We start from the raw sequence: 12,513 nt of genomic DNA, 5'->3' as shown, positions 1-12,513 counted from the left end.
TTGAACCATCTCGATCGATTATAAAAAAATCGCGGCTGATTTAATCAGCCGCGATAACTTTTACATGTCTTCAACCAAATCAGTCTCAATATGGTCTCTATTTATTACTTCAATTATTGATTCAGCAATATTAGTTGCATGGTCTCCTATTCTTTCCAGATTGCTTATGGTATCAAGGAATACTATACCGGTTTGGGTAATGCAGGCACCTTCGTTCAACCTCTTGATATGGCTGCTTCTAAGTTCCTTCTCCATGGCATTGATTTTCTTTTCCTTTTCAAAGACCTTCATTCCCAGTTCGCTCTCGGTAGTCTTGAAAGTAAGTATGGACAGCTTGTATGTATCTATAACCAGTTCAAGCATGTCATTGAGTTCGTCCTTGGCCATTTCAGAAAACTTCGACTTGTTTTCAATCTTCACCAGGGCAAGCTCTGCAATGTTGTCTGCATGGTCTCCAATTCTCTCCACGTCGTTTATGGTATTCATCAAGGTGGCAATCTTGTCTCTCTGCCTGCTGGTCAACGAAAGTTTCGACAACTGAACCATGTATTCAAGAAGCTGCTTTTCCACCGCATTGATGTTCTTTTCCTTTTCAAAGACTGTATACACCATGTCTTCATCATTGTTCATGATTGCAACTCTTGCATCAACAAGCTGCTGCTCAACCATCTTTGCCATCCTCAGTACTTCCTTTGATACCTGAACCAAAGCCACAGCAGGAGTAGCGAAAAGTCTCTCATCAACATACTTGAGGTCGCCTTCTCTTTCCCCATCGTCTCCCTTTATAAGCTTTTCCGCTATCTTTACGATCCAGTTGGCAAAAGGAAGCATGATTATTACAGATATTATGTTAAAGAGTGTGTGGGCATTGGCTATCTGCCTTTCAATATTGCCAGGCGACAAATACTCAACCAGATACTGTACTGGTATCCTAAGTAATATGAGGAACATGATTGTACCTATTACATTGAATATAAGGTGCATGAGGGCAGCCCTCTTAGCAGTCTTGTTGGCCCCTATGCTGGCAAGCATTGCAGTTACGCATGTTCCTATATTCTCTCCAAAGAGTATGGGGTATGCCATTTCTATGGTCATGAGTCCGCTTCCCGCAACAGCTATAAGAAGACCGGTTGTCGCCGACGAACTCTGAAGAACTGCAGTTATTGCAAATCCCGCCAGTATTCCAACAATCGGGCTGTTGAAGCTGGTCATTGCCTCCTTGAATATTTCAAGTTCCTTAAGGGGCTTTATGGCATCCTTCATGAGGGACATTCCAAGGAACAGTATACCGAATCCTATGAAAATTTCAGCTATCTCCTTGACCCTTTTCTTCTTTGCCCCAAGATAGAAGGCAACACCGATACCTATTACAAAAGGTGCTATGTCAGTGAGCTTGAATGCTACAAGCTGTGCCGTAACCGTAGTACCAATGTTGGCACCCATGATGATTCCTATTGCCTGAGACAGGTTCATAAGACCCGCATTTACGAATCCAACCGTCATTACCGTGGTAGCCGACGAACTCTGAATTATCATTGTTACTATGGCTCCAACTATTACACCTACAATTCTCTTGTTTGTCAAGGCCGCCAATATGTCCTTCATTCTTGGCCCTGCCGATTTTTGAAGGGCGTTTCCCATAAGGGTCATGCCGTAAAGGAACAGACCAAGCCCTCCTATTAAACCAAATGCTATTTCCATTTTTCCTCCTAGTTATTTGATAGATCTAAGCAGTGAATCTCATTAGTGATTCAGTTATATTTTTTGAATGATTTCCTATTCTTTCAAGATTGCTCAATGCATCCAGGAATACAAGCTCCGTCTGAGTATTGTAATCCGGTTTTTTTATCCTTTTTATATGGTTTGTCAAATAAATCTCACAAAGCTCCTTTATCTCCATATCCAGAGTTTTGATTTCCATACTGTGTTCCATTGTTTCATTTTCAAAGGCATTTTTTGATAATGTGAATATTTTTGTAACTTTGTCAAACAATTCCTTGATTTCCTCTTTCGCCTCTTCTGAAAAATCCAGTCTATTCCTGTGATTCACAACACTCATTTCAACCAGGTTTTCCGCCAGATCTCCAATTCTCTCCACATCGGTAATGGTTCTGGCGAGAAGTGCGACCTTGTCTATCTGGTCTTCATTAAGTATCTTGCTTGTAAGGGATATCGTGTAATCAACAAGGGATGTTTCAAGCTTGTTTACTACTCCCTCCGTCTCAAATACGTCATTACTCAATTTTTTATCGAATTCAAGAAAAAGCTTCTTGGAGTTTATCAGTTGCTGATTTACTATATTGAACATTCTGGTTATTTCCTTCTTTATCTGCCCTATTGCAATTTCAGGGGTTGCAAGAAGTCGATTGTCTACATACTTAAGGTCGCCTCTCTGTCTCTCGTCCTCTCCTCTTATGATTTTGTGGGAAAATTCAACTATCCTTGATGAGAATGGATATACGGCTATGACAGTTATTATGTTGAAGATTGTATGGGCATTTGCTATCTGCCTTTCCACTCTAAGCGGAGTCATGAACTCCACCAGTGTCTGAACCGGAAACCTGAGATAAATCAGGAATGCAAGTGCTCCGATAACCTTTATTACTATATGAATGATTGCTGCCCTCTTTGCCGTCTTGTTTGTTCCAAGGCTTGAAAGAAGTGCCGTTACACAGGTCCCTATATTTGTTCCCAGTATTACAGGAAATGCCATCTCAATGGTCAACAATCCACTTCCTGCAACAGCTATCAAGAGGCCTGTCGTTGCAGCAGAACTCTGAAGCACCGCTGTTATGGCAAGTCCTGTAATAAGTCCTATTACGGGATTGTTGAAGTTGACAATTGCGTCAACAAACACCTGTGAATCCTTCAACGGCTTAATGGCTTCCTTCATGAGTCCCATTCCCAAAAAGAGAATTCCGAAGCCTATGAATATATTTGCTACGTTTTTTGTTCTTTTGTTTTTAGATAAAAGATAAATACCAACTGCTATCCCAATAATCAATGGTGCTATGACTTCTATGTCAAAGGAAACAAGCTGTGCAGTAACGGTAGTTCCTATATTTGATCCCATTATTATGCCTATGGCCTGAGTCAAATTCAAAAGTCCGGCATTTACAAATCCAACTGTCATTACAGTGGTTGCAGATGAGCTTTGGATGATCACTGTCACGATGCATCCCATTACTATGCCATATATTTTCTTTTGAGTAAGTGTTGCAAGCATGTCCTTAAGCTTTGATCCTGCCGCCTTTTGAAGGGCGTCCCCCATGAATATCATTCCAAAGAGAAAGAGTCCAAGTCCTCCAACAAGTCCTATTGTGAGTACCATATGCTATCCTCGCTCTCAGACCAGACCTTCAAAGCCAAGTTGTCTCAAGGCTTCGTAAAGTACAATATTAACCGAATTGGAAAGATTCAGGGATCTTGCTCTTTCGTTGTCGATCATGGGAATCTTGATTCGTTTGTCAGGATACATCTCGTGTATCCGGTCAGGAAGTCCGGCAGTTTCCTTTCCAAAGACAAAGAAACTGTTGTCTTCATATTTGTTTTCCGAATAGAATTTATCACCTTTGGTCGTTACAAAATAAAAATTTTCCATACCTTTTTCTTCAATAAGTTCATATATGCTGTCATAATAATACACATTCACCAGGTCCCAGTAGTCAAGTCCAGCCCTTTTCAGGTATTTGTCGCTCACTGAAAATCCGAGGGGTCTGACAAGGTAAAGGTCAGAGCCGGTTGCAGCGCAGGTTCTTGCTACGTTGCCGGTGTTTTGAGGTATTTCAGGTTCAAAAAGTACAATATTCAACGACATGGTCACCTCCACAATAAAAGATTATAACATCAATTTAATTTAGAATAAACAAGTTTTTTACTCGCGCTTAACAATTTAACATAAACTTTACATAAGTATTCAAAGGCCTATTTTCATACATTCCTCAAATACCATGCATTCTGCACAAAGAGGGTTTTTAGCCTTGCATATTCGTCTCCCGTGGAAAATGAAAAGATGGTGCGAAAGAATCCACCTATCCTCAGGTATGAGCTTCATGAGGTCATCGGAAACCTTGTCAGGTGTCTTTGCCTCTGTCAGACCAATTCTCCTGGTCACCCTGAAAACATGGGTATCCACTGCAAAAGCAGGTATTCCAAATGCTACGGCTCTTACCACCGATGCAGTCTTTCTTCCCACACCGGGAAGTGACATGAGTTCCTTCTCTCCGCATGGCACCATTCCGTCAAAATCCGATTTCAATACCCTGCAGATATTGTATATGCTTCTGGACTTGTTCTTGTACAGTCCTATTTTTCTTATCTTGTCTTCAATATCTCCAATCTCCAGCGTTATAAAGGAATCAAGGTCGGGATATTCTTCAAACAATCCGACTGTAACCTTATTGACACTCTTGTCAGTGGACTGTGCACTAAGGACCGTTGCAACAAGAAGCTGAAAGGGTGTATTGTGGTACAGCTCGCACCTGGCGTCGGGATGTTGTTTTTCAAGCTTGTCAAGTATCTCTTCTACATTGTCCATCAGTATGTCATCCTTTCAGTGTTTGTTATTTCCACCCTGCCATCCTTTTCAATGAAATCAATAACCTTGTCAATAATCTGCTCTCCCAATACTCTGGAATTTGATACATGGGCAACTGAAATCACGGCTCTGTTCCATTTTTCATTGTAATCCGTCTCGCTTACGGAAACATTGTATCTTTCCCTTATCCTGTTCATGAGACTCTTTATTACCTTTCGTTTGTCCTTAAGGGAGTTGCTTTCATATATGTATATCTCTATATTGCATATTGCCGTTATCATCAATAAACATCCTTTGCATTATTACATAATATAAACGAAAAGGACTCCCCCCCTATGAGAAAGTCCTATTCAATTCAAATAATAGTGTTGTATTTTACTGCTGGCTGGTCCCATCCATATAGAGTTCCTCAACCATATCCTCCACTTCCCTTGGGTCATGAACATAGAAAGACAATCCGTCTATTATTGTTGCATGTCCAGGAAGCATTTTGGTCTCCAGATTCTCCACGGAAAAATTCACTGCATCTCCTGCCAAGAGAAGCATATCGGCCAGAGAAAGGTCTGTCTTGATATATGGATAAACCGCCTTTACAACAGATGGCAGCTTGAGTCCAAGAGCCTTCTTCACAGCACTTTTCACAAATTCCTGCTGAGCCGCAATCCTTCCAAGGTCTCCGTTGGGATACCCTACGGTCAGGTCGTTGTTGTGCCTGAATCTCAAGTATTGAAGAGCCTGGTCTCCATCAAGAACCTGGTCGCCCGCCTTGATGTCTATTACAAGGGGAGGAACATCATAAGCGTCTTCGTATTCCATATCAAAAGGTACGCTTACAGCCACTCCTCCTATGGCATCGACTGCCTTTTCAACACCCTCATAGTCAACCGTAATAAAATTATGTACAGGTATCTTCAGAATGTTTTCCAATGCTCCTATTACACCCTGTGCCTTGGTAGAGCCGTATACTGCATTGATTTTCTTGCTTCCGGGGCTGTCATATCCTTCCCTGTGAAAAAAAGTATCCCTTGGTATCGATATTATATCAGCTTCCGCAGTAGCTTTGTCAAAGCTTACCAGCATTATTGTGTCAGTTCTTCCGTCTTCTATTCCCAGCAATACTATGTTGATTCTCTTTGAATCCTGTATTGCCATTTCAAGCGGCGTCATTTCATCTGCATCGCTGCCATCTCCCTTGTCCCACATAGGATCTTCCACCTGTGTGAAGTCCTTCCTGTCAGAAGGGTTAAAGAATTTCACATAAGTGTATACACCTGCACCTATCATGAGAACAAAGCACAGCAAAGAAATGAAAAACACCTTAAAAAAATGTTTCATCTTTCACCTCATAATTTAGTTTAAATCACTTTTATTTCCAGTAGAGCCAGGTCGTCTGTATTCCTGCCTCCAATATTTTCTATCTCTTTCTCTATATTCGGTATGATATCATCATGCTTTTCAAATATTTCAGCAAGTCCTTCCTCCTGGAGGAATTTGCCTTCCTCATCCTTCATTTCCGTTATTCCGTCGGTATAGAAGAGAATCTTATCGTTTTCCTCCATTTGCAGATGATTTGTTTCATAAGATACGCTGTCAAATATATTGCATATTGGATAACCTTTTGCTTCAACCCTTTTTATTTCATTGCCCCTCTTGAACAGCGGAAAACAGTTGTGCCCGGCATTTATATATTCAAGAGTCTGGGTATTTTTGTTGAATATGCAATAGAATATGGAAAAATACTTGTCGTCATCAAAATTCAAGGCAAGGAAAGTTCTGTGCAACTCACTCATTATCGCATTGATATCTGTCCTGTCCTTGCTTATTGCCCTTACAGTCTGTCTCACATACATACTTATCATGGAAGCTGATATACCGTGACCGACAACATCACAAATATAGAAACCGGTACAGTCCCTGTTTATCTTAAATACATCAAACATGTCTCCGCTCAAGAATTCCGAAGGCTCATAGTAGTAGTCTATCTTCAAGTCGTTGTATATCCCCTTCAAAGGAAGCATGTTTATCTGCATCCTCTTTGCAAATTCAATATCTTCCTTCATCTTTCCATTTTTTTCCAGCAGGGATTTTTCAAGTTCCTTTTCCTTGGTGATATTCCTGAAAACCTCAACAACTGCAGATATGCCGTTGTATCTGTCGTAAACGGGAGAGCTTATGATCATGTAGTGCTTTCCGTTTATTTCCTGGTAGGTTTTTACGGTTTCACCTGTTTCAAAGGTCCTGTCGGCACCGCATTCCCTGCATTTCTTACATTTCCCTATTCCCTCATAACATTTTTTTCCAATGGTATGGGACATAATGTTTTTTTTCTATAGATTCGTTCGTATGTATAACTGTCATGTATTTGTTTATAAGTCTTACACCGTCTATCATACTGTCCAATATCCTGAATTGTGCAGAATTGACCGATGTTCTTGCTTCATGTATTGACATGTCCCCGTCACTCCCTTACTTAATCCATTTCGGATTTTCTTTAATGAAATATCTTATTCCGTATTTCTCATTATATTTTTTTAAAACTTCAACTCTTGATTCATGAGTTGCCCCTATCTTGATTCTATCTTCCATGTCCATATCCTGGCTTAAAGGACAGGTGGACATGCATACGCCGCAGTCTGTTCCGAGACTTGTCCATATTCCAAAACAGGATTCCTGATTGCTTTTCCACATATCGATGCCATGGTAAGGCTTCCAGTCGTCTTTTGGTATTGCCTTTCCCGGACAGGTTACTGCACATTTTCCACAGATCCTGCAGAACTGCCTTATCCCATAGTCCACTTTTTCATCTTCAACAAGTTCAAGATCAGTGGTTACGACGCCAAGCCTTACTCTTGGTCCAAGTTCCCTGGTTATAAGCAGTCCTATTCTTCCAACTTCACCGAGCACTGCATCTTCTGCAACGGCAGGGGCGACAACCAGATAGTTGCCGTCCATATGGTTCCTGGCAAAATATCCAAGCTCCCTTATATAGTATGAGAGCATCATTCCTATCATGGCACCCTTTGCATATCCAAGGGTGGATTCCACTGCAGACGGAATCTTCGGCGCCCTGTTTACATTGTCTTTGTCCATTTCTATAGTAAAAACTATGCCGTATTTGTGCTTCTCGACATCTATTTCTTCTCCGTAGTTCTCAGCATGCCTTCCTCTGTTTGTATAAAAATGGTAGTCCTTCATTCTGACTATGCCGCAGGATGACGCACCAAACTCAAGGGCAAGCTCCTTAAGGGTGGTGGAAAACGACCCTCTGTCAAGTTCAATCCTGTTTTCAGATACCGGCCCTTCCGCCAGATGTCTCATGTCCGACAGAAACCTGAAATTGGAATCTACAAGGGGAGAATATATTTCATTGTAATAGGCCGTCTTTTTGCTGTTTTTGACAATTTTGTCCCTTAAATCATCATCTGTTTCCTTCTTGTCTTCGTTTCTTGTATAATAGTTTTCATAATGTGCCGTACCCTGTTCATAGTTCATCCTGGCGAACATTATGTCACGTTCGTCAATCCTTCCCAATTACTGGTGACCTTCCTTTGGTACTATACAGATGAATTCAAAAACCTCGTCGGATTCGTTTCTCCATTGATGCTGCTTTCCTGCAGGTACAAAAGTATATCCGCCTTCCTTCACCTCAAATTCTTCTCCTTCCATTGTAAGGATTCCCTTGCCCTTAATATAGTAGTTGATATGAGGCCACGGGTGCTTGTGGTCAAAACTGTTTCCATTTGGTTCAAGCTTAACTATCCTCATTACATAATCATCCCAGCCTTCTTCTGCTCCGATAATTTTTTTCATTGCCACTCCCTTTACTGAAGGGTCCTGGGTTATTACAAACTCTATATCATCCTTGTGCCCTATTATCATTAGATTTCCTCCCGGTTATATTCTAGATTTGATTTTTCAGATAGCTGTATCAAGTTTATCATCAATTATACCACAATTTTGCACTTTTAATAAAGGAAACTTTCCAAAGCCACCAAGAAAGAAAAGCGGCTTTCGCCGCTTTCCGTCATTTCAATCCCTAGGTTTTCTTTCTCCGTAATACTGATAGTAATTCACCTTAACATTGCCGTTGAACAGCTTTCTCTTTCTTGAAGCCTTGGCTCCGTAAAGCTTTTCAAACCTTTCAAAAGGAGTGATTATATAGTTTGACCATGTCTTGTCTCTTCCGAATATCCTGCCAAGGTCTTCAGAAACCCTTTCAACGGTTTCCTTGTCACCTATCCTGTCTCCATATGGAGGATTTGTTATCATTACTCCATATTTGCCGGGAAGGACTACATCCTTTACATCAAGACATTCAAACTTTATATGGTCCTCCATTCCAGCTCTTGCAGCATTTTTCCTGGCAGCCTTCACCGCTTCGCTGTTTATATCCGAAGCATAAATCTGAAGCTCCACATCCTCATCCACAAGGCTTTCATAATGGTCTCTTATGTCCTGCCACATGTCCTCTGGAATAATGGGCCATCCTTCCGCTGCAAAGGTTCTATATAATCCCGGCGCCGTATTTGTTCCTATTAACGCTGCCTCTATCGCTATTGTTCCAGAACCGCACATCGGATCGTACAGAATCCTGTCCTTGTCCCAGAAACTCAGCTGTATCATGGCAGCGGCCATTGTTTCCTTAAGAGGTGCCTCCACGGCATTCTTCCTGTAGCCTCTCTTGAAGAGCCCTTCCCTTGATCCTGTAGTATCTATTGTCAGAACAGCCTTGTTTTTGTTGAGGGATACCTGGACTGTGAACTCCGCACCCTTCTCACTGAACCATTCCTGGTCATATTCTTCCTTCAGCTTGTTCACTATTGCCTTCTTGACTATGGACTGGCAGTCCGGCACGCTTGACAGTTTTGATTTCAGGGACTTTCCATTTACAGTGAACTTGCCGTCTCTTGTTATCCAGTCTCCCCAGGGAAGATCAAAAGTATGGTCATGAAGTTCTGTAAAGGTATAGGCTTCAAATTCTCCCATTACAAGAAGTATCCTTTCAGCACTTCTTAAATTTATATTGGTTTTCACAATATCTTCAAGGGTTCCGTCAAAGTATATCCATCCATTGTCTACTCTGAGGTCTTCATAGCCCATGTGGAGGAGCTCCCTTTTCACTACCGCTTCAAGTCCGAACGCGCAGACTGCAGCCAGTTTAACTTTCAACATATATTCTTCCTTTATATTAGATTTAATCTGTGGAATTTCTTCTTTCCTTTTTTAATTATCATCTTTCCGTCTTTAAAGTCTTCAGCAGTTATTGCCTGTCCGTAATCCGCAACCTTTTCATCGTTGACAGACACTCCGCCCTGCTGTATTAGCCTTCTTCCCTCACTGTTTGTCTTAATAAGTCCCGTAAGGTTAAGAATGTCTATGATTGTGAGGTTTTCGTCAAGCTTAGATGCTTCCATGTCGCTTGAAGGCATATTGTCGGAATCAGTTCCCCTTGAGAACAGGGCTCTTGCTGCCTCTTGGGCTTTTACCGCTTCTTCTTCGTTGTGTATTAGCTTTGTTATCTCAAATGCGAGGACTTCCTTTGCATGGTTTATTTCCGCGCCTTCCAACGAGCCAAGTCTTCTTACCTCTTCCATAGGAAGGAAGGTGAGCAATGCAAGACATTTCTCCACATCCGCATCGTCTATGTTTCTCCAGTACTGGTAGAAATCGTATGGCGAAGTTTTTTCAGGATCAAGCCACAATGCACCTTTTTCAGTCTTGCCCATTTTCTTTCCTTCACTTGTTGTTAGAAGGGAGAATGTCATTCCATATGCACTTGCTGAATCCTTTCTTCTAATAAGATCTGCTCCTGCAATGATGTTTGACCACTGGTCGTTTCCGCCAAACTGCATCTTGCAGTTGTAAAGTTTGTGAAGCATATAAAAATCGTATGCCTGCATTATCATGTAGTTGAATTCAAGGAAAGTGAGTCCCTTCTCCATTCTGTTCTTGTAGCATTCTGCAGTTAGCATCCTGTTTACGGAAAAATGCACTCCAACCTCTCTCAAGAAGTCCACGTAGTTTAGGTTCAAAAGCCAGTCGGCATTATTTACCATGAGTGCCTTGTCGTCCTCGAAGTCAAGGAACTTCTTGAATACAAGCTTGAACTTTTCAGCATTTGCAGCTATTGTCTCCTTTGTCATCAATGATCTCATACCCGTTCTATCGCTTGGGTCCCCGATCATTGTAGTCCCTCCGCCTATTATTGCTATGGGTTTGTGGCCGTGTCTCTGCATGTGAGTCATAACCATGATCTGAATATAGTGTCCTATGTGCAGACTGTCTGCAGTAGGATCGAATCCGATATAAAAAGTAACCTTCTCTTTGCCTAGGAGTTCCCTGATTTCCTCTTCATGGGTGCACTGTTCTATGAACCCTCTTTCCATCAATACGTCAAATACATTTCTTTCCATAATCATACCTCTCATTTTTAATTATTCAATAAATATATAAACAAAAAATCGCCCTTGAAATATTCAAGGACGAGTATAGTCGTGGTACCACCTTAATTCGCATAAAGCCTCTACGTACATATCGCATACCTGCGCTGCAGTTTCCCACAGAGGTTCAGGAGCCGTAATTCATGACATTGTTCTGCAGCCCTTCCACCAGCCGGACTGCTCTCTGAATCAAGAACAAATACACTACTTTCTCCATCATTACCCTAATAGATTATACACATATTAATACAAAATCCATTTATTGTCAAGATGTTAGAAACAATTATCAATCCTCTAACCCGGCTTCCCTTCTGAGCTGCTGGATGGACTTGGAAGTAATGTTCTCCCTGTTCAGTTCCAGCAGTTCGGCAGCCCTTTCAATATCCTTTTCAACCTTTACCTCCAACTCCAGATATGGTTCAGGATAGGTATACTTGTCCCAGGTATCTATTTCAAAGAGTATGTCGTCATAACTGTATGATATCCTGTGCTTTTCTCCCCTGTGCTTGAGCTCGTAGCCAAGGTCTCCAAGTATTTTTTCCATCTCTTCGCTGCTGTCTATTTCAACCTCGTGCTCTATGTTTTGCCTTGCACCGTCGCTTGAAACATTCTTCTTTACAGTCAGAAGAATCTTTTCCGCATCATCATCAAGATTCCTTTTTATCCTTATCCTTGCATATCCCCTGTAGTCGTTGTGGAGCCTATAGCCGGGAGTATCGAATATCAGATTCACCTGATGTTCGTTCTTTATCTTCTTCGCACCCAGCTCCGCAAGCTTTCTTTCAATTTCCTCAGGGTCTATGTTCAGTACCTTTACTTCTATTTCCTTCATCTTTTATACCTCTTTTATTGTCTTCACCTTAAAATTCAGGTAGTCGGCAGCTACACAAATGAATTCAGTATTTCCGAATTTCCCTTCTCTTGCATACTTGTGTCCATCCTTTCCATGGAGATGCCCATATAGACAAATATCGATATTCCTGCCGCTTACATATTCTCCGAAGTCATCAAGTCTTCCCCTGCAGTCAAAGGGAGGAAAGTGCAAAAGGGCTATAGTCAATGAAGGATTATCCAACTTCGAAGATTTAACGGAATTTTCCAGCCTCCTCAATTCCCTCAAATATATGACCTCATCATCGTTCATGAATTCATCACTGTCCCTTGACATCCATCCCCTGGTTCCAAATATTTCAATTCCGTCCCTGGCAAAAGAATTATTGTGGACAAACTTGATGGTCTTGAATCCCATATTGTTCATTTTTGTCATTGAGGACCACCAGTAATCATGGTTTCCCTTTGTAATTATCTTTGTTCCCGGAAGTTCTTCTATGTGGCTCAAGTCTTCATGGGCATCCTTCAATGAAATTGCCCAGGATATGTCCCCGGGCAATAATACTATATCGTCTTCGCTGACCGATTCCTTCCAGGAATCGAATATTTTCTTATCATGGTCTATCCAGTTTTCACCGAATACGTCCATTGGCTTTTCCTTTTTCGAATCAAGATGTAGATCCGATATTCCGAATATTTTCATTT

The 12,513-nt window shown here is 41.4% G+C and carries 13 protein-coding genes; all 13 read right to left on the bottom strand.

The annotated features are described in order from the left end of the window. Window positions 1–60: 60 nt before the first annotated feature. Entirely contained in the window at window positions 61–1,701 is a 1,641-nt protein-coding gene (locus BUB05_RS07115; protein ID WP_073048901.1) for a Na/Pi cotransporter family protein, read from the bottom strand. 25 nt (window positions 1,702–1,726) lie between these two features. Continuing rightward, window positions 1,727–3,331 carry a Na/Pi cotransporter family protein gene (locus tag BUB05_RS07110; protein WP_073048900.1) on the bottom strand — a complete coding sequence of 535 codons (1,605 nt, stop codon included), beginning with the start codon at window positions 3,329–3,331 and terminating at the stop codon, window positions 1,727–1,729. A gap of 15 nt (window positions 3,332–3,346) precedes the next feature. Further along, window positions 3,347–3,817, bottom strand: coding sequence for a tRNA (uridine(34)/cytosine(34)/5-carboxymethylaminomethyluridine(34)-2'-O)-methyltransferase TrmL (gene trmL / locus BUB05_RS07105; protein WP_073048899.1), 471 nt, complete (start codon window positions 3,815–3,817; stop codon window positions 3,347–3,349). Window positions 3,818–3,916: 99 nt separating this feature from the next. Beyond that, window positions 3,917–4,537, bottom strand: coding sequence for an endonuclease III (nth, locus tag BUB05_RS07100; protein ID WP_073048898.1), 621 nt, complete (start codon window positions 4,535–4,537; stop codon window positions 3,917–3,919). After that, window positions 4,537–4,818 carry a DUF503 domain-containing protein gene (locus BUB05_RS07095; protein ID WP_073048897.1) on the bottom strand — a complete coding sequence of 94 codons (282 nt, stop codon included), beginning with the start codon at window positions 4,816–4,818 and terminating at the stop codon, window positions 4,537–4,539. Before BUB05_RS07095 ends, nth begins: the two co-directional genes overlap by 1 nt. A 94-nt stretch (window positions 4,819–4,912) precedes the next feature. Further along, on the bottom strand, window positions 4,913–5,872 hold the full coding sequence (locus BUB05_RS07090) for an LCP family protein (protein WP_073048896.1): 960 nt from the start codon (window positions 5,870–5,872) through the stop codon (window positions 4,913–4,915). Window positions 5,873–5,892: 20 nt separating this feature from the next. Next, entirely contained in the window at window positions 5,893–6,852 is a 960-nt protein-coding gene (locus BUB05_RS07085; RefSeq protein WP_073048895.1) for a PP2C family protein-serine/threonine phosphatase, read from the bottom strand. 151 nt (window positions 6,853–7,003) lie between these two features. Next, a complete protein-coding gene (locus BUB05_RS07080; RefSeq protein ID WP_073048894.1) occupies window positions 7,004–8,068 on the bottom strand; it encodes a 4Fe-4S dicluster domain-containing protein in 1,065 nt (354 codons plus the stop codon). Beyond that, a complete protein-coding gene (locus BUB05_RS07075) occupies window positions 8,069–8,416 on the bottom strand; it encodes a cupin domain-containing protein (protein ID WP_073048893.1) in 348 nt (115 codons plus the stop codon). Between the two features lie 150 nt (window positions 8,417–8,566). Beyond that, window positions 8,567–9,709, bottom strand: coding sequence for a THUMP domain-containing class I SAM-dependent RNA methyltransferase (locus BUB05_RS07070; protein WP_073048892.1), 1,143 nt, complete (start codon window positions 9,707–9,709; stop codon window positions 8,567–8,569). Window positions 9,710–9,720: 11 nt separating this feature from the next. Beyond that, window positions 9,721–10,950, bottom strand: a complete 1,230-nt coding sequence (gene tyrS, locus BUB05_RS07065; protein ID WP_073048891.1) for a tyrosine--tRNA ligase — start codon at window positions 10,948–10,950, stop codon at window positions 9,721–9,723. 313 nt (window positions 10,951–11,263) lie between these two features. After that, window positions 11,264–11,809 (bottom strand): class IV adenylate cyclase, encoded by a 546-nt coding sequence (locus BUB05_RS07060; protein WP_073048890.1) that lies wholly within the window; start codon window positions 11,807–11,809, stop codon window positions 11,264–11,266. Window positions 11,810–11,812: 3 nt separating this feature from the next. Then, window positions 11,813–12,511, bottom strand: a complete 699-nt coding sequence (locus tag BUB05_RS07055) for a metallophosphoesterase (protein WP_073048889.1) — start codon at window positions 12,509–12,511, stop codon at window positions 11,813–11,815. Window positions 12,512–12,513: the final 2 nt, after the last annotated feature.

Origin of the sequence: Dethiosulfatibacter aminovorans DSM 17477 (assembly GCF_900142005.1) — a bacterium.
Taxonomy (GTDB): Bacteria; Bacillota; Clostridia; order Tissierellales; family Dethiosulfatibacteraceae; genus Dethiosulfatibacter; species Dethiosulfatibacter aminovorans.
Note: the sequence above shows the minus strand (reverse complement) of the source record. Positions and strands in the feature narration are given on the sequence as shown.